Annotated in this window: 18 protein-coding genes and 5 pseudogenes; 14 read left to right on the top strand and 9 right to left on the bottom strand. The window is 64.3% G+C overall.

Going from position 1 to position 19,305, the window contains the following annotated elements:
• Nucleotides 1-57: 57 nt before the first annotated feature.
• Together AC4ELH_RS08315 and AC4ELH_RS08310 are read right to left on the bottom strand one after the other, a co-directional pair.
• The gene (locus AC4ELH_RS08315) at nt 58-1,179 is read right to left on the bottom strand and encodes an aromatic ring-hydroxylating oxygenase subunit alpha (protein WP_498883903.1); all 1,122 of its coding nucleotides are present in this window, start codon (nt 1,177-1,179) and stop codon (nt 58-60) included.
• 116 nt (nt 1,180-1,295) lie between these two features.
• A pseudogene (locus AC4ELH_RS08310) lies at nt 1,296-1,986 on the bottom strand (TetR/AcrR family transcriptional regulator).
• Between the two features lie 440 nt (nt 1,987-2,426).
• Here AC4ELH_RS08310 and AC4ELH_RS08305 point away from each other — a divergent pair.
• A pseudogene (locus AC4ELH_RS08305) lies at nt 2,427-2,971 on the top strand (AMP-binding enzyme); the annotation flags it as partial.
• Between the two features lie 463 nt (nt 2,972-3,434).
• Here the strand turns inward: AC4ELH_RS08305 and AC4ELH_RS08300 are convergent.
• From AC4ELH_RS08300 to AC4ELH_RS08290, 3 genes and pseudogenes are all read right to left on the bottom strand, one after another.
• On the bottom strand, nt 3,435-3,995 hold the full coding sequence (locus AC4ELH_RS08300) for an ERG2 family protein (RefSeq protein ID WP_498883901.1): 561 nt from the start codon (nt 3,993-3,995) through the stop codon (nt 3,435-3,437).
• A gap of 473 nt (nt 3,996-4,468) precedes the next feature.
• Nucleotides 4,469-4,931: pseudogene (locus tag AC4ELH_RS08295) on the bottom strand (SRPBCC family protein).
• Between the two features lie 131 nt (nt 4,932-5,062).
• Nucleotides 5,063-5,740, bottom strand: a complete 678-nt coding sequence (locus AC4ELH_RS08290; protein WP_498883899.1) for an SDR family NAD(P)-dependent oxidoreductase — start codon at nt 5,738-5,740, stop codon at nt 5,063-5,065.
• A 645-nt stretch (nt 5,741-6,385) separates the two neighbouring features.
• Between AC4ELH_RS08290 and AC4ELH_RS08285 the strand changes: the two genes are divergently transcribed.
• From AC4ELH_RS08285 to AC4ELH_RS08270, 4 genes are all read left to right on the top strand, one after another.
• The gene (locus AC4ELH_RS08285; protein WP_498883897.1) at nt 6,386-7,549 is read left to right on the top strand and encodes an epoxide hydrolase family protein; all 1,164 of its coding nucleotides are present in this window, start codon (nt 6,386-6,388) and stop codon (nt 7,547-7,549) included.
• A 72-nt stretch (nt 7,550-7,621) separates the two neighbouring features.
• Entirely contained in the window at nt 7,622-8,704 is a 1,083-nt protein-coding gene (locus AC4ELH_RS08280; protein ID WP_498883895.1) for an NAD-dependent epimerase/dehydratase family protein, read from the top strand.
• 122 nt (nt 8,705-8,826) lie between these two features.
• Nucleotides 8,827-9,228, top strand: a complete 402-nt coding sequence (locus AC4ELH_RS08275; RefSeq protein ID WP_498883893.1) for a nitroreductase family deazaflavin-dependent oxidoreductase — start codon at nt 8,827-8,829, stop codon at nt 9,226-9,228.
• Between the two features lie 32 nt (nt 9,229-9,260).
• A complete protein-coding gene (locus tag AC4ELH_RS08270; protein ID WP_498883891.1) occupies nt 9,261-10,352 on the top strand; it encodes an LLM class flavin-dependent oxidoreductase in 1,092 nt (363 codons plus the stop codon).
• 669 nt (nt 10,353-11,021) lie between these two features.
• Here the strand turns inward: AC4ELH_RS08270 and AC4ELH_RS08265 are convergent.
• From AC4ELH_RS08265 to AC4ELH_RS08255, 3 genes and pseudogenes are all read right to left on the bottom strand, one after another.
• Nucleotides 11,022-11,751: pseudogene (locus tag AC4ELH_RS08265) on the bottom strand (oxidoreductase).
• Nucleotides 11,752-11,755: 4 nt separating this feature from the next.
• Nucleotides 11,756-11,935: a hypothetical protein gene (locus AC4ELH_RS08260; RefSeq protein WP_498883889.1), complete on the bottom strand. Its 180-nt coding sequence runs from the start codon at nt 11,933-11,935 to the stop codon at nt 11,756-11,758.
• Between the two features lie 42 nt (nt 11,936-11,977).
• Nucleotides 11,978-12,820, bottom strand: coding sequence for an oxidoreductase (locus AC4ELH_RS08255; protein WP_498883887.1), 843 nt, complete (start codon nt 12,818-12,820; stop codon nt 11,978-11,980).
• A 97-nt stretch (nt 12,821-12,917) separates the two neighbouring features.
• Between AC4ELH_RS08255 and AC4ELH_RS08250 the strand changes: the two genes are divergently transcribed.
• Nucleotides 12,918-13,493 (top strand): TetR/AcrR family transcriptional regulator, encoded by a 576-nt coding sequence (locus tag AC4ELH_RS08250; RefSeq protein WP_498883885.1) that lies wholly within the window; start codon nt 12,918-12,920, stop codon nt 13,491-13,493.
• Between the two features lie 28 nt (nt 13,494-13,521).
• Here the strand turns inward: AC4ELH_RS08250 and AC4ELH_RS08245 are convergent, their stop codons facing one another.
• On the bottom strand, nt 13,522-13,815 hold the full coding sequence (locus tag AC4ELH_RS08245; RefSeq protein WP_498883883.1) for a hypothetical protein: 294 nt from the start codon (nt 13,813-13,815) through the stop codon (nt 13,522-13,524).
• Between the two features lie 642 nt (nt 13,816-14,457).
• Here AC4ELH_RS08245 and AC4ELH_RS08240 point away from each other — a divergent pair.
• From AC4ELH_RS08240 to AC4ELH_RS08205, 8 genes and pseudogenes are all read left to right on the top strand, one after another.
• Nucleotides 14,458-14,757 carry a type II toxin-antitoxin system Phd/YefM family antitoxin gene (locus AC4ELH_RS08240; RefSeq protein WP_498883881.1) on the top strand — a complete coding sequence of 100 codons (300 nt, stop codon included), beginning with the start codon at nt 14,458-14,460 and terminating at the stop codon, nt 14,755-14,757.
• 640 nt (nt 14,758-15,397) lie between these two features.
• On the top strand, nt 15,398-15,649 hold the full coding sequence (locus AC4ELH_RS08235) for a FitA-like ribbon-helix-helix domain-containing protein (protein WP_498883879.1): 252 nt from the start codon (nt 15,398-15,400) through the stop codon (nt 15,647-15,649).
• Nucleotides 15,646-16,062: a type II toxin-antitoxin system VapC family toxin gene (locus AC4ELH_RS08230; protein WP_498883877.1), complete on the top strand. Its 417-nt coding sequence runs from the start codon at nt 15,646-15,648 to the stop codon at nt 16,060-16,062. Before AC4ELH_RS08235 ends, AC4ELH_RS08230 begins: the two co-directional genes overlap by 4 nt.
• Nucleotides 16,063-16,141: 79 nt before the next feature.
• Nucleotides 16,142-16,855 (top strand): hypothetical protein, encoded by a 714-nt coding sequence (locus AC4ELH_RS08225; protein WP_498883875.1) that lies wholly within the window; start codon nt 16,142-16,144, stop codon nt 16,853-16,855.
• Nucleotides 16,856-17,003: 148 nt separating this feature from the next.
• Nucleotides 17,004-17,063: pseudogene (locus tag AC4ELH_RS08220) on the top strand (hypothetical protein); the annotation flags it as partial.
• A gap of 6 nt (nt 17,064-17,069) precedes the next feature.
• Nucleotides 17,070-17,483, top strand: coding sequence for a TetR/AcrR family transcriptional regulator (locus tag AC4ELH_RS08215; RefSeq protein ID WP_498884119.1), 414 nt, complete (start codon nt 17,070-17,072; stop codon nt 17,481-17,483).
• Between the two features lie 203 nt (nt 17,484-17,686).
• The gene (locus AC4ELH_RS08210; RefSeq protein WP_498883873.1) at nt 17,687-18,418 is read left to right on the top strand and encodes a hypothetical protein; all 732 of its coding nucleotides are present in this window, start codon (nt 17,687-17,689) and stop codon (nt 18,416-18,418) included.
• Between the two features lie 339 nt (nt 18,419-18,757).
• Complete coding sequence (locus AC4ELH_RS08205; RefSeq protein WP_498883871.1) at nt 18,758-19,294, top strand: AAA family ATPase; 537 nt, start codon at nt 18,758-18,760, stop codon at nt 19,292-19,294.
• Nucleotides 19,295-19,305 lie beyond the last annotated feature (11 nt).

The raw sequence follows: 19,305 nt of genomic DNA, 5'->3' as shown, positions 1-19,305 counted from the left end.
ATCGATCGCGAAGACGGCATCGGCCCGTTGACCGACACTGAGACACAACGGATTCGGCTATGCCACGCCGGCGATCCACGCGTCGTGCAGATGCTGCAGCAGCGGTTCGTTGCGGCCGACGACGATGCGATCGCGCCCGCCATCCAGACCTCGCTGACACTGTTCAGCCATCGGAACGTCCTCCTGCAACAGCAAATTCTTGACGAACTCGAAGCTCGCCCGATGGTTCGCCTTCTCCTCCTCGCTCGGGTTCAGCGTCGTCGAGTAGGCGATGTTCACGATCGATTCGCCGGGGTGCGCACCAGGGTAGATCCGAATCAGCTGCTGCGTGCCGAATGCGTCCACCAGCACGCAGCTGGGGTAGAGGAAAAAGACCACCGTGCCCAGGAAGTCCGCCGGCCAGTCGGCCTCGGCCTGCCCCACCAGCTCGTCGATGGTCCGCATCGGAAACGCCCACCGGCAGTGTCTGCCGAACACGTCGAACGGCGAATGGTTGGTGACCATCGGGTTCAGTGAGTCGGTATGTACGACCGGGAAGTGATAGCCCTCGAAGTTGATGTCCACAGCCAGCTTCCAATTGGCAGCGACGCGCACGGTGGTCTCGGCTATGGGCACGACATCCCCGAACCGTTCCTCGGACAAGGCCTCATTCAGCGACTCGAGCGCACCGGCCGTCGTCACTGCGCTGTGCAGGCCGACCACGATCAATCCCGCCTCCACGCTGGCCGGGAGCGGCGTGAGCCCCAGCCCGTCCAAATCCATCCCCGCGAACATCGACTTGCCGGGCAGACTCACCAAGCGCCCCGAACTGTCGTACGACCAGGAGTGATACCCACAGGTGAAGCGCCGGCTACAGCCGGCTCCCTGCGCGACGCTGGCACCACGGTGTGAACACGCGTTCAGAAACGCCCTCAGTTCGCCGTCGTGACCCCGAACCACCAGCACGGGAACGCCGGCCACGTCGCACGTGAAGTACGCACCGGGCCGCGTCACCTGACCGATGAACCCGACGACGTGCGGGGTGTCGGCGAACAACCGCCGGCGCTCCACGTCGAGGTACTCACGATCGGTGAACATGCTCGCCGGGTAGGACCGGGGGTGTTCGGTGGTCTCCAGAGTGTTATCGGCGGTGCACTTGAACACCCGCCGGGTGTAGTCGATGACATCGTCGCGCTTCATGCTGATCCTTCAGGTTGGTGGTGGGGTTACTGGATCAGGGGGTCGCGGACGGCTTTTCGGCGCCGCATCGATCCCCCTGGGTATGCGGCGGCTTTCGGGAGCGCACACGGGTTCGTTCACCCGCACGCGTCTCGTGGCCGCAACGCCGAATCGCCTCGACTGCGCAGATGTGTCACACCGTCTAGTGCGCCGAGTGCGCTCGCCATACGCGGGTACACCATCGCCGGGCCGATCCACCGCGCCAGAAACGCGCGCAGAGCATCCGGATCGCGCGCCAACGGACCGGGATCGACGAGGAACGAATACAGCAGCCGCAGACCGAACTCGCAAAGCTCGTCCCTGCCTTGCGCGTCGAATCCGTGCGCCTTCCAATCGACGTCGAACCGGTGAATAAGCGAGCGACCGAAAGCCATCGCCGTCTCCGATGTCAGCGTCGCGGCTCCTCCGTCGCGCTGAGGCCCGGCCAGCAGGATCGCGATCCGCTGATTGTCGGCTAGGTGCTCGATGGCGAAGGCCACCCCCCTCGACCATGGCCTCGACCGGATCGGACATCCCCGCGACACGGCCGGTAAGACGGTCCAGGAAACCGTCCCCGGACCGTAGCGCAATCGCCAGCAGCAGAGCGTCACTGCCGGGAAAGTACCGGTACACTGTTTGACGCGTCACCCCCAGCGAGCGCGCCACGTCAGCGATGCGCATCGCCGATCCGCGTTTGGCGACGATCGCGTCGGCCGCGTCGAGGATCCGCGCGACCGCCTCGTCGTCCGACGCCGGTGCGTTGCCCGACCATCCGCGACTACGAACCACCCGACCCGCCTCCTTTCCGTCTGTCGATCACGCCGCCAGCTCCCCGCGCACCCGGTCGGGCAGCGCGCAGCCGCGTGACCGACTTCGCGAAAGTTCCACGACCCCTCGCTACACGTCCCCGTTGCGGCGTCGGTCATGTCGTTCCCACGGTCAGAGATCCCCACGAGAAGGCCGGCGAGTACGCCTGCGTTGCGACGGCCGCCCGCCGCCCCAGGTCATCCGCGGGACGCCGGTGCGACGCGGGGGGTCGATTCCTCGGGCGTCCGATGGTGAGGCCATTTGAGAGTCGGCGGGTGTGCGCCGGTTACGCGGTTGGGCGTAGTTCGGCGGTGTCCGGTTGTCTGCATGCGCGACCCGCCTTCGAGCCGTCGCGCGTGCACTGACCCCATGGCAATACATTATCAGTAAAACGGATGGTCTATCGATTGGGGTCGCTCGCCCCGGGAGCGGAGACCGGTCTGGTCGCCGAAAACCTCGACCGGGTGCTCGTACCGGGCGACGGGACGGGCTGGCTGGCCCGTCGCGACCTCATCCCCCTGGGCTACCTATTCGACGAGGACAAGACCGCACGCACCTTCCCCGTTGTCGACGGCGTCCGCTGGTCGGTGCCCGGCGACCGGGCCCGATGCCTTCCCGACGGCCGCGTAGAGCTGCTGGGGCGGGACTCCGTCACAGTGAATTCCGGCGGCGAGAAGATTTTCGCCGAGGAAGTCGAGCGTGCCGTGGCCGCGCATCCTGATGTGTACGACGTCGTCGTCGTCGGGCGGCCGTCCCCACGCTGGGGCCAGGAGGTCGTGGCGATTGTGCAGCTCGTCGACGGCGCCGACCCCAGCGATGCCGACCTGCGCGACGTCTGCAGCAGCCACGTGGCCCGGTACAAGCTGCCGAAGGAATTCGTGCGGGTTGCCGACGTGCGGCGGTCCCCGCTGGGAAGGCCGACTACCGGTGGGCCAAGGAGGTCGCCGCCGCGAGCGTCGACACCTGATCGGCGCTCGGCGGCGCCCAGGGCCTGTGGCAGCGCCGGCAGGCACGGCGTCCAGCAGAACGACGACCGCTGCGGTGCCGCGGACTCGTAGGCTTGGCCCAGTTCGGCGGTGACGGCGACAGCGAATCCCGGAGAGACTCAGACTCTCTGCGCTGCCGCCGGGTCGGCCGCCCGTGTCGGCGAGGCGGGCGGCGGCGGTAGGTCTTGCTGTCCTTAACGCGGTTGGTGAGGCTCACCGCGGTGATCGCTATGTCGACGGAGCCGATGGCGCGCTGGTTGACGTTGATCCAACGTCATTAGGGAGTGGAGGCGACGTCAGGATCTGGATGGCGCACCGTGCCGATGGAAGGGCGGTCGTACCGAACCGGTTAAGCGCAGCCCGTCAGCGGGGGTCGCCGGGGCCAGCGGCAACATGTGTTCGTCATCGTCGGGCCTGGCCGTGACCTCCGTCGGCCTACGGCGTTCAGAATTTACCTCTGCGCAGCTCGCCGGCCGCCAGCTTCCCGTAGAACCACGCCGTCTTGGCAACGGCGGGGGCGTCTACCGTGCTGAAGATCGAGTCGGCGACTCCGAACGCCAGCATCGACGGGATCGAGCCGCGCGCGTACTCCAACATGTACGCACCGTCGGGGATCGCGTAGCCCTTGACCTTGCCGCCGCCCAGGTACGCCACGTCGCCCGGCCCGTAAGTGCGACGGTCGAACTCGCCCTCCTCGTAGCACCAGACGTCGCCGTCGATGACGAAATCCCAGACCTCGGCGGCGTAGCGGCCCGAGTGGCCCTCGGTCCCGATCGGGCTGCCGAACAGGATGAGGTACTCCGACAGCGACGCGTGCAGAAGCTTCAGCTGCCCCATCGCCCCGCCGGCGTTGTTGAAAAGCCACGGCACGTCGTCGCGGATGTGACGGTCGTAGTGCTGCTTGAGATCGGTGACGATCTGGTCGAAGGCTGCTGAGCGCGACTCGGCGCCCGCGGCGCTCTTGGCGATCGCGTGCAAATGTTCGGTGTCGAAGACCACGCTCATAACCGCCACCATACAGTAAATATTTTGCGTATGGTCATTGGCTCACGGTGGCGCTATTGCGTTGACCGGGGCCCGGTGCGAGTGTGAGCCGTCGCCGCGACACACTTACCCGGTCACAAGATCGGACAGAAGCGAGCAGGATTCTGCGCTGCCGTCGAGGCGCCCCACCGCGTCGGTCCCTCGCCGACCGCTGGCGGCGACCGTGACGGTGATATCCCCGTGAAGAACGGTGTCAGATACCGACTCGCGGTGGTCAATGCGTGCTAGTGGGCACGAAATGCATCTCATGCCAAGATGTTTGACAGTCCTGTCGCAGGTTTGGCTGGGGAGCCGCGTGGAGTGGAACGGTTCTCGGCGCTTACCGCAACGCGATCTGCGATGACTCTCGACGGCCCCGTCTACCCGCTCGGTACAACGACCCCTCTCGGAGCGTCCGTGTTACGACACGGCGACCGTTGTCGACTGGGCGGTGGTCAGGTTCGAGTATGACCACGCTCCGCGGCTCTCACCAGCCGTGCTGATATCGCGCGGATCGCCAGCGCAGGAGAATCCGCATGAACGGACCCGTTCCGGGGATAGCTTCGGTGAACTGGCCCCTCCAGTTCACATCGGTTCCGCCGTGGCCGTTCGGAGTGAGGGTCAGCTCTCCGTGGTAGTTGGCTGCCGGGGTCCACGAGGATATCAGCGTGTAGGCGTGTCTGCGGTCCTGCTCGTAGTCCACCGTCTGCTCGTGCATGAACAGCGGCCACATGCCCACTTTGCGCACGGCGCCGATCCCACCGGGCGAGGGGATCCCGGTTTTGGACCAACTGGATTGGACGACTATGGGTTTGGCCCATGCGGACCAGCGCGCTCCGTCTGTTCCAGTTCGAACAAGATGCTGGGCACAGCGTGTGTTCTGCAGTTGACCTCGAACGAGTATTTCCGGCCCGTCATGTGTCCTCCAGGTGTCGTAGTGTCGCTAAGCGAATGACTACCGGCGCCAAACGCCAGAACGGCGGGGCTTGGATACCGTTGCGCAATGACGACGGCCCCGGTTTCCGCCGTCGTCCGCGGAGACCGTCGTTTTAGCCGACGGCTGGTGACCGCGTCGGGTAGTCGAACACCGGCGAGCCCATCGAGGCTCTGTAGTCGATCGGCGTCTTGCCGTCGAAGTCGGTGATCCCGTATCGGCGACCGAGTTCGGCGGCGATGAGCGTGCATCCGGACATCCAGGTGAGCTCGGGATCAGCGTAGAGGGCCGTCAGGACGGATGCGCTGAACTCATGATGTTCCCAGTTCGGCAGATTGTCGCGAATGTTCTCGGGGAGAAGCTCTTCGGGCACCTGCTTGATGAAGTCGGTCAGGATGAAGCCGGGCCACAACGACACAACGGCGACACCGTGCGGGGCAAGGTCGACGGCCATATCCACCGTCATCTTGTCGGTGCCGGCTTTCGACGCGCCGTACGCGGGGCCGTGGAACGTCGTGACGGCACCGTAGAAGGAGATGTTGGCGATCAGCCCTCCGCCGGCCTGCACCATAAGAAGTGCTGCGTAGTACGACGCTACGTAGCTCGACCGCAGACCCACGTCGATCATGTCGACGAGGTGCAGCGGCTTCTCCCAGAATCCGCCCGGCGAGGCGAGCGCCAACTGATCGACGGCGGTGGCGTTGTTGACGAGAATGTCCAACTTCCCGCGTCGATCGGCGACCTGTTCGAAGAGCACTCGCACCTGTTCATCGTTGGAGTGGTCGCATGGCACGGCGATACCGTGTCCGCCGCTGGACTCGACCTCCTCGACTGCAGCGTCGAGTTCGCCCGACGTGACCGGTCACGAAGACCGTGGCTCCTGCGGCGCCGAAACCCCGCGCCAGCCCGCGGCTGGCCCCCGTCACCATGACGACGAGGTCATCGGTGGGCGTCCCAGTCATCGCGGGACACCCGAACCGCCAACCGTGCAATGTCCCCCACTGTCCGTGCTCGTCGCATGGGTCCGCCGCGAACCGGTGTGATTCAGCTGGATGCCATCATGTTCCATTGAGCCTCTCCTTCAGCTGGTGCCGAGCCCCATCGAATGGGCGGGGTTCCGACGCATAGCGCATTGACCATACATAGTCGATAGTCCGTTGTGTCAAAGCGAAGTGTGGGCCGACCGCCTGTTAGCAGTCCTAGCGCCCGCCATCGACAGCGGCGTCGCACCTCTCGACGCGGCCATCATCATCGGGAGTTCCCATTTCTGCCGCCCGCCGCGGCTTGTTTCCACGCTACTCGCCATACGCTATCTTGATTACGTATGGCGCGGGCCTGGGTCGCGGTTGCGGGACCGCGCGGGACCCGAGGTAATGCGGTGAGCCGGCTGAGTGAGAAGTGCTCGCACGGGAGTGAAACGCTTGCGGGGGAGGTTCGAATGACGACGAGGGCTGCGGTCGCCCCGCATGGCACCGTGGTGGTGCCGTTTCGGATCGACGTGCCTGAGGAGTCGCTGGTCGATCTGCGGAATCGACTGCGCACGACCCGGTGGCCCGACCGTGAGAGCGTGGACGACTGGAGTCAGGGCATTCCGCTGGCCTATCTGCAGGAGCTGTGTGCGTACTGGCGTGACGTCTACGACTGGCGGGCTCGTGAAGCGCTACTCAACGAGCATGCCCAGTTCCGCACCCGGATATCGGATTTGGTGATTCACTTCATCCACGCGCGGTCCCCACATCCACAAGCGCGGCCCCTGATCATCAGTCACGGCTGGCCCGGCTCGATCGTCGAATTCCAGAAGATCATTCCCATGCTGACCGACCCCACACAGTTCGGCGGAGACGCCGCCGACGCGTTCCACGTCATCGCCCCGTCCTTGCCCGGTTACGGTTTCAGCGAACGACCAACCCGCACCGGATGGGGCATCGATGCTATAGCCGACACCTGGGCGAGCCTGATGGCACGGCTTGGATACGACCGTTTCTTCGCGCAGGGAGGCGACTGGGGCGCGATGATCACCACCGCGCTGGGCCAACGCCACCCTGACCGGGTCGCCGGTATCCATGTCAACCTGGCCATGACGATGCCTGAGCCCGGCGATCCGCCAGCCGAGGACGAAGCATCAGTAATGGCCGGACTGACGCACTACCTGCGTTGGGAGAATGGGTATTCCGCCATTCAAGCGTCGCGACCCCAGACACTGAGCTACGGTCTCGCCGACTCACCAGCATTCCAGGCCGCGTGGATCGTGGAGAAGTTCCACGGGTGGACCGAATGCGACGGACATCCCGAGAACATCGCCAGCCGCGACGAGCTGCTCGACAACGTCATGCTCTACTGGCTGACCGCGACCGGGGGCTCCTCGGGACGGTTGTACTGGGAGAGCTTCAATGACATCAACTTCGAACCCGTGAATGTGCCCAGCGGCATCACCCAGTCCCCCAAGGAGGTGGTGCGCACGACCAGAGCCTGGGCCGAGAAACGTTTCACCGATTTGCGGTTCTTCAACGAGCTACCGCGCGGCGGCCGCTTCGCCGCCGTTGAGCAACCCACCGCACTGGCCCACGACATACGCACCTGCCTGCAGACGATGACGCTGTGACAGCGAAACACACTGCGCCACAGACCTCGACAGCCGCCCACCGTGCTCCACCGACCGAAAGCAGATCCTGACGTGACGAAAACCGTGCTCGTCACCGGAGCTTTCGGGCTGGTCGGATCCGCAGCAGTTAACCGTTTGCACGTGTGCGGCCATCGCGTTGTGGCCAGCGACCTGGACCTACCCGCACACCGCAAGGCCGCCGCGCGACTGCCCGAATTCGTCGAGGTGCGGTGGTGTGACCTCACCAAGCCCCGCAATGTGAGCGCACTGCTCGAGCGAGTGCGCCCCGACGTGATCATCCACCTCGCCGCGATCATCCCACCCGGATGCCTCGCTGAGCCCGCGCTCGCGCATCGCGTCAACGTCGACGCCACCGGCTACCTCGTTACCACAGCCGAAAAACTGCCCACCCGGCCTCGATTCATCCATGCATCCAGCGTCGCAGTCCACGGCAGCCGCAACCCCCACACCTGCACCGACCTGCTGGGGCCCGACACCCCACTGAAACCCACCGACCTCTACGGAGCACACAAAGCCCAAGCCGAGACCCTCGTGCGTTCCTGCAGACTCGACTGGGTGGTGCTACGACTCGGCGGCGTCATGTCGACCACCACCTTCCCCTTCAGCGCCGACCACCTGGCATTCGAGGGCATGCTGCCGGTCGACAACCGCATCCAAACCGTCGACGTCCGCGACGTCGCCGCCGCGTTCACAGCCGCCGTCGACGCCGACGTGATCGGCGAGATCTTGATGATCGGCGGCGACGACCGCACACACCGAATCACCCAAGGCGAACTCGGACCGTCCATCGCCGCCGCCCTCGGTCTGGTCAATGGAATCCCCCGCGGCCGCATCGGCGACCCGACCAGCACCGATAACTGGTTCACCACCGACTGGATGGACACCGAACGCGCCCAACAGGCACTCGAGTTTCAGCACCACACCTGGCCGGACATGCTCGACGAAATCAAGCGTAACGCAGGGATGCGGTACCACGTGCTGCGCACCGTCGCCCCCGGCGCACGGTGGTACCTATCGCGCAAGGCACCGTACCGCCAGTGGCCTGGTAAGTACGCCGACGTCCGCGGCGCCGTCGCGAAGCGTTGGGACCCCGGCGATTTCGCCCTGCAGCAGAATGCGCTGAGGGACGTCTAGCGACGGCGACGCCACATCTCACTCACCGTCCACGCTTCGTCTACTTCTAGCCAAAGGTCCGTTCCGCTCGCACAGCCCCGTACCGATCCGGCGTCGAACCCGGAGACAGGAAAGAGGATGTCATGCGCGTATCCCGCGCCGCCGCCCGGTTTAACCGGCGGATCACCAACCGCCTGATGCGTCCGCTGGCCCGCTTCTTCCCCACCATGGGTGTCCTGGGTCACGTCGGACGCACGTCAGGCAAAAGCTACGAGACCCCCTTGAACATCTTTAAGACCGCTGACGGATTTATCATCCTGATGGGCTACGGCCCCGAAACCAACTGGGCCAAAAACGTGTTGGCCGGTGGACCCACCACCGTGCGACTCCGCGGCCAGGCCGTCCCCGTCGGACAACCCCGACTGCTGAGCAAGGCAGAAGGCGCCGAACTCGTCATCCCCAGTAACCGATTCTTCTACCGCCTGTTTCCCTACAACGAGTCGGCGATCCTGCTCACCAAGGAGCCCGCCGCGGCGGGGCGCTAACCGATCTGGCCACAGACAGAAGGAGACAGGCCTTGTTCTCGATGCGCTTCGACATGCGCGCGCCCGCATGGGCGGCACCGGCGGCGCAGCTCTACCCGGCAGCCCTGGACATGGTCGAGTGGGCCGAGGGACGCGGGCTGGCGATCGTTGTTCTGTCCGAGCACCGCGCATCTGCCGACGGGTTCCTCCCCTCCCCTATCACCATGGCCGCCGCGCTCGCGGCGCGCACAACGAACGTTCCGATTTCCATTGCGGCACTGCTGCTTCCGCACTACAACCCTGTACGGCTCGCCGAGGACATGGCGGTGGCCGACCTGCTCAGCGGCGGACGGATCTCCTATACCCTCGGTGTAGGCTATCGCCCCGAGGAATTCGACTCCCTCGGCCTGCTCTTCCCCAAGCGAGGCGAACTCGCCGAGAACGGACTCGCCGTTCTGCTTCGCGCACTCGAAGGCGAACCTTTCGAACACACCGGGCGCACCATCTTCGCGCGACCCAGCCCCGCCCGCCCCATCGACATCGCTTACGGGGGCAAGACCGTCACCGCAGCACGCCGCGCTGCCCGCTTCGGTCTCAATTTCAACGCGCAGAACAATGATCCCGTAATCGCCGAGGCCTACCGACGCGAATGCGAACGACTCGGCCGAACGCCGGGTCGCGTCGGCGCGCCACCGGCGGGCGCGCCACTGACGGTGTTCGTCGCCGACGACGTCGACCGAGCCTGGGATGAACTCGGCGAGTACCTCCTGCACGACGCGATGACCTACGCCAGCTGGCACACCAACGACCACACCGCCAGCCTGTCCCGCGGCGTCACCGTCGACCAGCTGCGCGAGGAGAGCGGCGCCTACCGCATTTATACCGTCGAGGAGGCCGTCGACGAATTGCGTCGCAGCGGATATCTTTCGCTGCATCCTCTATGCGGCGGGCTGCCACCCGACATCGCCTGGCCCTACCTCACACGCGTGGTCAACGAGGTCGTTCCGGCCTACTCGGCCACCCACAGCGTACAACCGAGGCAGGCCATGTCGGCTCCTATTGCGGTCTCGATGCGACATGGTTCCGCGCCTAGGCGTGGGCAGGTTGCCCCGGCATCATCATCACGGTCTCTTGGTGCCGACTGAAGACTTCGTCCACCACATCGGCGATTGGTCGTGCGGAGGTTTCACGCCACCATGCCTCGGCGGCGACCTCGTAGGCGACCATCGTCAAGCGTGCGGTGGATTTTTCTGCCAGGTCATCGGCGGGACTGCCAAGTGGTTCGCCGAGAGTAGCTTCCAGATCCTGTCGGGTGGGACCAGCACATCCCAAAGCTTTGCGCGAGGACCGGCAGCGTTATCGACGATTCGCCGGGCCACCTCCACCCGGTTGTCCCTGCTGAAACCTCGTCGAGAGCCGAGACGATCACACTTTTGAGCGTGGTGTCCAACTTCTCGGTTGCTGAGCGGGCGTGCGCGGGACCTGGGCTCCGAAGTCAGTGGTTCGCAGCAGCGGATCGAGAATTACGAGTTCCCTACAGTTGCCTACTGGGAAGTACGGCAGCGTCATTGTGCCGTTCTCGGACGCGCGCATCTATGCAGGGCGGGTTGTGTCACTTGCCAACAGTCGGTGGCACAGTGCCTAACGCAGTCCTACGGATCGGGCTCACCAACGCGTCGAAAGCACGATCGGATAGATGACGACGCAGGAATATCACCGGGCGAGCACCGAATCTCGCCGCATACCTGGTTTTTGGTGTCAGCAGCACGTGAATTCTGACCCCGGCGCGGCGCGGCCGCCAGAGCGCCAAATTTTCAACCGCCGTCGACATTTGGGGCCCGGGCCCTGACAGCCTCGGCGATGAGATCGGCGATGACCGACGGTGGCGACCCACGTTTGACAGGTGTTTTCGCGGTCAGCACCGCAAATCCCGCGTGCGCCTGATCGGCGTACGGACCAGCATCAGAAGCCTCCATCAAGTGTGTCGCCGTGACGCTGCTACCTGCGGTCCCGATGTTTCCCGGTTGCACGACAACAACGTCGATACCGAACGGCCTGACCTCCAGGCGCAGACAGTCGCTGATGGCTTCCAAGGCGAACTTGCTCGCGTGGTACCACCCGCACAACGGAGAATGAAACACCCCGCCCATTGAGGTGACGTTGATGATCCGCCCGCTGCGCTGCGCACGCATGTGCGGCAACACCAGCTGCGTCAGTCGCACGGCACCAAACACGTTGACTTCCAGCTGATGACGCCCCGCGTCAATGGGCACATCCTCGATCGCCCCAGGCACCGTAGCAAGCGTTGTTGACCAACACATCGATGCGACCAGTCTGGGCGACAACGCGCCGCACGGCCCACCGCATGGAGGTGTCATCGGTGACATCGACGGCGATCGGCCGCACACCCACCCCAGCCACCGCCTGAAGCCGCCCAAGATGGCGGGCCGTTCCGTACACGGTGTACCCAAGCTCAATGAGCTTGCGCGCAGTTGCCTCACCGATACCGGAGGACGCGCCCGTGACTAGAGCAGTCTTGCTCATCATCTCAGCGCTCCTGGATGACGCGATCCGATCCGACAACGGTATCGGCGGGCTGCTCACCGGGCGCCGTGTCAACCGGATCATCGGGCGTCAGGAGCAGCCACAGCCCAGCCACGGCGAAGAAGACAACGTAGGCAAGGTGACCGATGCCGGATGCATCGAGTTCGAACGCGTGGATGAGCATTGTACGCTCCCGAAGCCGATCGCGATGGACTGTCGGGATGGGCTACTTGCGTGGTAGGCCAACGGCCCGCGAGATCACCCAGTCGAACACGCGATCGGAGGTGTGGCGTCGGGTGAAAAGCAGTGGAGCAGCACCGAATCCGGCAACATAGCGGGTCTTGGGCCGGCGCGCGGTAACCGCCTTGCCGATCACTTTCGCGATCACCGACGGTGGCGAGTTGCGTTTGGCGTTGGCCTCCGAACGCAGGGACGCGGCGACCGCGTTCGCCTGGTCAGCGTAGGGACCGCTGCCGGAGATCTTTTCCACTTTGTCCGCGGCGATACCACCCCACTCCGTCTCGATACCTCCCGGCTCAATGACGACGACATCAATACCAAACGGCTTGACTTCCAGACGCAGGCAGTCACTGAGCGCCTCCAACGCGAACTTGCTGCCGTGGTACCAGCCACCCAACGGGGTGTACAGCTTGCCGCCCATCGAGGTGATGTTGATGATCCGCCCGCTGCGCTGGGCACGCATGTGTGGCAACACCAACTGGATCAGCCGGACGGCACCGAACACGTTCACATCGAACTGATAGCGCCCCTCATCCAAAGGTGCATCCTCAAGTGCCCCGTATGAGCCGTAGCCAGCGTTGTTGACCAGCACGTCCAGACGGCCGGTCTCGGCGATGATGCGTGCGACCGCGGATTCCATTGACGCGTCGTCAGTCACGTCGAGCGCCAACGCGCGTATCCCCGCGTCGGCGAGCTTCGTCAGGCGATCGGTGCGCCGGGCCGCCCCGTAGACGGTGTACCCGAGCTCTTTGAGCGTGAGGGCCGTGGCCTCTCCGATGCCCGACGACGCGCCCGTGACAAGCGCAGTCTTGGTGGTGTTGGTGGTCATGTCTTCCCTTTCACGTATAGTGAGCATTGGTTCATGTTTATCATGAACTATGATTCACCTTGATGCAAGCTCACACCTCTCTGCACCGGAGAAGCCCATGACACAAGCCCGTGCCCAGCGCGTTGACGCAGTTCGCAACCGCGTGAAAATCCTCGACGCAGCGCGCGAGCAGATCACGCTGCACGGTTCGGCAGCGGGCATGGACGAGATTGCGGCGGCCGCCGGAGTGGCGGTGGGCACCCTCTACCGGCACTTCCCCACCAAAACCGACTTGGTTGAGGCAGTGGTCGCCGAGTACGTCGGCCAGGTCGCCGACGACGCTGAAACATGCTGGGCACGTGCACAAGCCGGCGGTTCAGCATTGACTGAGATCGCAGAATTCCTTAGCCGCGTGATGGAGGCGTCGGCCACCAACCACGCAGTGAAATCGGCTGCACACGCGCTCGGTGCCGACCACGGTGACACAGCAGCCGAAGCGCGCGCCAGCGAGGCTTTGGCCAAACTCATCGCGGCGGGTCAAACCCATCGTGAAATCCATCCGGACGTGACCGTTGCCGACGTCTATCTGCTCGTGTCGGCGGCACCGACCGATCAGCCGCCCGCAGCGCGAAGCCGCTGGCTCACCCTCATCCTGCCGGGTTTAACCAACCACAATCGCGTACCGCATCCCTGATCGGGGCGGTCCAACTGGAACTCCGGACCTATCCGGGTGGACTGACTTCGCCAAGCGGTTCGTCGCGCTCCAGCTGCGCGTCGGCCTGCGCGAAGCTCCGCGTCGTTCCTACTCTCACGCCGATCGCGTCGAGCTTGTCGATCGCGTGAAGCAGGATCGTCGCGTCCTTATGGTTCCTTCTCCCGCGCCGCGTGCTCCTCGTCGCCGCGTCGAGCAGTGGTCCGGCGACGTGCGAGCACTGTTCGCCGTCGCCGACGTCCCGCGGCGCGGCCCTCGAAACGACGCGCAGGATCTCCCGGTTCGTGCAGGAAGAGGTCGGCAACAACCACGCCTCGACGACTCCGATCTACACCAGCGTGTCCTCGGACTCCCCGCACGCAGCGCTCGGCCAACAGTTGAGACGATGAACACCGGTACTTCGATTCGGTGTCGGTTTGGCCTTGCCTTGCATCCGGAATCGCGAGGTTGCCCAGCAGCGTCTCCAACTCGTTATGCCGCTTCGGCCACGAGGATGACACTAGTTCCGAAATCAATCACCGCGACCTTCCACCCGATGTCAGCCGCCCCCCCTTTGAGCTGCCAATACCGTCACTGTGACGGCGGATGGCCCCAATACATGAACGGGGCGCGACCGAGCGTCGAGCGATTAAGGGCCGACGCCCCGGTCGCCTTCGATCGGGCGGTTCTCTGGCGACTCGGAAGCACGGCAGAACGATCGTGGATAACGGGTATCCATGAGATTCGGCTACGGCGCAGGCCCGCATTTGCGGAACCCCCCATGACCGTCCTTGAGATCGCTTGCCGAAGTGAATCGCTAAAACGCCAGCCCGCGCAACGGCGGCGTAGGCAAGCGGGTGTCGGACACTCTCAGGTCTTTGCAGGATCTGTCCGGCACTCCCGTGTTTTCTCGGACAGCTCGGAAGGATATCGTCCAGAACCACTTGAAAGCACCGAGGTCAGCGACATGTCTCCCTCTCCACTAGTTCTGGATCGGACACGAACCGTGCCGCTCAGTGAGGCCAAGGACAAGCTGTCGGCGCTCGTCGAGGAAGCCGACACCACCCACGAAATTATCCAGATCACGCGACATGGGCGCGTCGCGGCGGTGATCATGTCTGCCGACGATCTGGAATCGCTGACCGAAACTCTGCACGCGCTAACGACTCCCGGCGTGGTCGACGGGCTAGGCCAGGCTGACGCCGACTATGCCGCTGGCAACACCGTGTCCGGCGATGAGCTGCGCCGCCGGTACGGGCTCACGTGAGCGATCCGCAGCCGTGGACGGTTCAGCTGTCGTCGGGCGCGATCCGGACGCTGGATCGGCTGCCGCACAAGGTGGCCGCCGCGATCGCCAAGTTCATCATCAACACACTGCCCACGGACCCGCACGTGATGTCCAAGCCGCTGCGCTTCGAGCTGGAAGGGTGGCGCGTGGCGCGCCGCGGCGCTTACCGCGTGGCATTCCGGGCCCTCCCCGACGATCACGCCCTGCACATCGGCTGGATCGAGCATCGAGCACATCCCACCGACCTCGGTGAGAGGGTTGTTGCCTATTGCCGAAAATCCTTAAGGAACTGTCTGGGGCATTCCCATTCGTGTCCGTTCTCATTTGATCTGAGGCACGTCATAGCCTCTGACCTGCGATGCCGCAGATCAAGTGACAACCCGCGGGCGCTTGATTCTCATCGAATCTGGGCAACTCCGACACGGATACCTCTAGCTCGCAACGCCGGGACCTGCACTGATCGTGAATCTGCCTCAGATCAAATGAGAATCCAGTGCAGTTGCCTCAGTTGACAACGGACAATTCGAATCTGGGGCACAATGACGCGAACTGCCGCACACAGGCGTCTAGTGAGGACACGTTGCCCACCTCCTGATGATATCGTGATATCGTCAGGAGCATGGCGCAGATTCTGATCCGTCAACTTGAGGATGACACCAAAGCTAAATTGCAGCGACTGGCGCGTCAGCACGGTCGCAGCACAGAGGAAGAGGTGCGCGAAATCCTGCGAAACGCTGTCCGAAGCGTCGATGAGCCACCGGGGCGACTAGGGTCGCGTATCGCGGCGCGTTTTGAAGGCTCAGGCCTGACCGAGGACATACCGGAACTGCGGGGTCAGTCCGTCCAGCCAGCTCAGTTCGACGAATCATGATTTTGCTCGATACCAATGTTCTGTCCGCGCTGATGCGAGACACGCCCGACCTGGCGGTGGTGCAATGGCTCGACCACCAGCCCACAGAATCAATCTGGACAACATCGGTGACAGTGTTTGAGATACGCACTGGCATAGAGCTTTTGACGCCAAGTCGTCGCCGCAAACGACTGGACGATAAGTTCACCCAACTCCTCACCGAAGACCTCGAAGGCCGCGTGCAATCTTTCGACCTGGCGGCCGCGGAGGCTGCAGGAACGATTGCCGCGAGCCGGCAGCGCAGCGGACGGTCGGTGGAGATCCGCGACGTGCAGATCATCGGCATCGCCGCGTCGCGACGTGCAATTGTCGCGACGCGAAATACGCGCCATTTTGACGGTGCTGGCGTGGACCTTGTTAATCCTTGGGACTAGGCGTGGGCTAACCATGGACACCACCTACATTCGGATGAAATTGCCCCAGATTCAGCGATAACGGACAGGAAGTTCTACGTTGGCTCCCACCACCATCGACCTCGATACGTTCCTGGCCGAGCGCAGCGGCCACCTCGTCGACGCGGCCGCGCAGGCGTCAGGGGCCGATTTCGGGGCCGCTTGGATGCATTACGAGACCACGGACAACTGGCCTTCGTTGTCGGGATGTCGGGAGTGGCGCGCGTGCGTTCGGATGTCGCCCCTCGACACCCGGGGGACCATCCCGGACGTCGAGGTCGGCATCGTTCAATTCCTCGTTCTCCAGGTCGACTACGAGAGCCCTGCAGAAGTACTCCCGTTGTTCGGGGAACGTGCGGCAAGCTTCGCTGAGCTGTTCGACGCCGAGTGGCTAAACCCGGAGTTGGACGAAAGCGAGTTCACCGGCGATATGCCCATCAGCACCGTGCTCGTCGTGCTCGATGCCGCCATTGACAACAGGATCGAAATGGAGTCCGGCCTGCGGGCCTGGGCCGTGGCCGAGACCGTCCACACCATGCTGCCCACGACGGCCGGCCTGGTCCTGATGCCGGCCCTTCCCACCGCCGAGAAACCCAAGCATCGGCTTGTCTCATCCGATCTGATCGACCCCGACTGGCCACGTGTGGGGTGCGTATCGGTTCCAGGGCATCCACGCTTCTACGGCCAGGCCACCAGCTACGTGTACCTAGAGGACGCCCGGGATGGGCTCGCCGAGGTCCGGAATCACGCGGTGCGCATTCCGCTGCATTCCTAGCGGAGCTGCCTTCCTGCGCCGCAGACTAGGACCGCCTGCGGCGTGTAAGGCACCTGGGAGGATTGAGGACGATGGATGACGGATCACTCCCCGCCCGCCGGAAAGCCACCCGAAGGCAACCAAGCCGGAGCAGATCCGCGACGCCGCGATGAAGTGCTTCGCTGAGCACGGGATTGCGACGACATCGCTGCGTGTCATCGCCGAGACAGCCGGGGTGAGCCTGGGTCTGATACAGCACTACCTCATCACCAAGAACCAACTGATCGAATGTATCGATCGGCATGTCCTGTCCATCTTTGCTGTGGCACTCGACGGACCATCGGAGGTGAGCGCTGCCGATGCCGGTCGGCGCTTCGCCGAGCTGATGTACAGAAACCCCGATGTGATGGATTACATCGGCAGGGCGCTCGCCGAAGGCGGCGCGGTCGGCAGTGTGATCTTCGATGGCCTCTATGCGATCAGCGCTCAACAGGGCGCCACCTTTGCAGCACAAGGGCTCGTTCCTGACGATCTCGATCCGGTGTGGGCGAACCTGCTGCCGCTGATTCTGCGCGTCGGAACGATCGTGTTGCGACCGCACGTCGAGCGGCACGTGACCGGCTCGCTGTACGACCGCGCGCAAACGTAGCGGTGGGATGCTGCGGTCACAAGGATGATCCGCGAAGGTCAGATGAAATGAGGAGTCCGCACGCCGGATCTCATCTCAGGCGTAGTTAACGTGGACGCACGCGCTTTATCGTGAAGATGCTGGTTCGCCAGACAGGTGCGCGCCCGGGGACCCAGAGTCCGCGCGCCCGCGGAGGGACCGCGCGAGACGGAAAGGACCACGGTATGCACGGGGGGGTCGATACCGCCGCGGGTGCAGGCGGTGAGGACACTGAACCGCTGCCCATCGTCGCCGCGGATACACCCGAGGCAGAAGACAACGCCCCTCTGCGGCCACTCACCGGCCTGTCCTACGACTTCGCCGCCACCCGTCACTCCCCCCGTTCGTGGCCGCGGCTCGCACTGCCTGACCGGATGTCGGGCGTGCGCAGCAAGCGTGTCGCCGTCGGTGCGGCATCGATGATCGCCGTCGCGGCCGCCGCCTGGCTGCTCTGGCCTGAGAAATCCGTGCCGAGTGCGTCTCCCCCGGCCACCGTCGACACGGCGGCACAGCTACGCGCGCTTGTTCCCGCAGGCTTCGGGGATTCGTGTCAGACGCAGTCCACGACTCCCCCGGTGGTTGCACAGTTGACCTGCACGACCAGCTCAGATCCTTCGGGGCCGGCGCTCGCGCGATTCATCCAGGCCCAAGACAACGCCGACCTCCAAAGCCTGCTGCTCGAGAACCTCGAAGGCGCAGAGGTCGTCGTTTGTCCAGTTAACATCGCCTCCCCCGGCCCCTGGCGGCGTAACGCGACACCATCACAGGTCGCCGGCACCTTGGTGTGCGCAACGCAGGCCGGCCGAGGTCTCGTCGCGTGGACCACCGATGATCATCACCTAGTGAGCGTGGCCGAAGCCGATGCGCGCGGCCCTTCACTTGCGCAGCTCTACACGTGGTGGACGTCGCATTCGTGATGCTCGTGTAGGAGCAAAGCCCTGCGGCTAGGGGTTCGGTCCTTCGGAGCGAGCGCCCGAGGGAGGATGGCCGCCTCAGCTTGTGCAGCGTCCCTACCTGCTTATCTGTAACGGAACCGGATCGAGGGCCGGGTTCGGCAACGCGGGAGTCGTCGGGCGCAATCCTGGTGGCGTGTAGAACTGGGTGACTATTCCTGCCGAGCACGCGTACGAGTGTGACCCATGGTGCTCCTGTGATTCGTGAGCCCGGAGTGGTGTATCGGGCGAGTGAGCGTGGGCATCGGGCTCCTCAACAGCCGCGGGCTCACTCGAGGTCGCGGACCCGCTAGCGTCGCAGCCATGATCTTGTGGATCAACGGGACTCACGGCGTGGGCAAGACAACCACCAGCGCCCTCGTGCAGGCGTTGATCCCGGATTCGCGGGTGTTTGACGCGGAGATGATCGGCGAGATGCTCATGAACATCACGCCGGGCCTGCCAGAGACCGACAACTTCCAGCATTGGCCACCATGGCGTCCCCTCGTCGTCGAGACCGCTCGGCGGGTGCTTGAATACACCGGCGGAATCCTGGTGATACCTATGACGGTGCTCGTCGAGCGCTACTGGCGGGAGATCAGTTCCGGACTCTCCGAACATGCCATTCCCGTAAGGCATTTCGTCCTACACGCCGACCAGAAAACCCTGCGACGGCGCATCGAAGGCAATCACGTGATGGGCCCTTCCGAATTCCGACTCGAACACATGGAGCCCTACGCCCAGGCGGCCCGAGACTGGCTGCATGACGACGCCGAAGTAATAGACACCTCGCACCGCAATGCCGAAGCAGTTGCAGACCGCATCGCACAAGCGGTCACACGGTCGGGGCGCGACGCGTAACCAGCAAGGCT

The organism is Mycobacterium shunyiense (assembly GCF_058270075.1).
The sequence above is the reverse complement of the archived record's forward strand: the minus strand, read 5'-3'. Positions and strand labels throughout refer to the sequence as shown.

Bases quoted from the DNA above. Each gene is read 5' to 3' on its own strand.
- AC4ELH_RS08315 (WP_498883903.1), bottom strand. From the start codon at position 1,179: ATGAAGCGCGACGATGTCATCGACTACACCCGGCGGGTGTTCAAGTGC.
- AC4ELH_RS08300 (WP_498883901.1), bottom strand. From the start codon at position 3,995: ATGAGCGTGGTCTTCGACACCGAACATTTGCACGCGATCGCCAAGAGC.
- AC4ELH_RS08285 (WP_498883897.1), top strand. From the start codon at position 6,386: ATGACGACGAGGGCTGCGGTCGCCCCGCATGGCACCGTGGTGGTGCCG.
- AC4ELH_RS08275 (WP_498883893.1), top strand. From the start codon at position 8,827: ATGCGCGTATCCCGCGCCGCCGCCCGGTTTAACCGGCGGATCACCAAC.
- AC4ELH_RS08260 (WP_498883889.1), bottom strand. From the start codon at position 11,935: ATGCTCATCCACGCGTTCGAACTCGATGCATCCGGCATCGGTCACCTT.
- AC4ELH_RS08255 (WP_498883887.1), bottom strand. From the start codon at position 12,820: ATGACCACCAACACCACCAAGACTGCGCTTGTCACGGGCGCGTCGTCG.
- AC4ELH_RS08250 (WP_498883885.1), top strand. From the start codon at position 12,918: ATGACACAAGCCCGTGCCCAGCGCGTTGACGCAGTTCGCAACCGCGTG.
- AC4ELH_RS08240 (WP_498883881.1), top strand. From the start codon at position 14,458: ATGTCTCCCTCTCCACTAGTTCTGGATCGGACACGAACCGTGCCGCTC.
- AC4ELH_RS08235 (WP_498883879.1), top strand. From the start codon at position 15,398: ATGGCGCAGATTCTGATCCGTCAACTTGAGGATGACACCAAAGCTAAA.
- AC4ELH_RS08230 (WP_498883877.1), top strand. From the start codon at position 15,646: ATGATTTTGCTCGATACCAATGTTCTGTCCGCGCTGATGCGAGACACG.
- AC4ELH_RS08210 (WP_498883873.1), top strand. From the start codon at position 17,687: ATGCACGGGGGGGTCGATACCGCCGCGGGTGCAGGCGGTGAGGACACT.
- AC4ELH_RS08205 (WP_498883871.1), top strand. From the start codon at position 18,758: ATGATCTTGTGGATCAACGGGACTCACGGCGTGGGCAAGACAACCACC.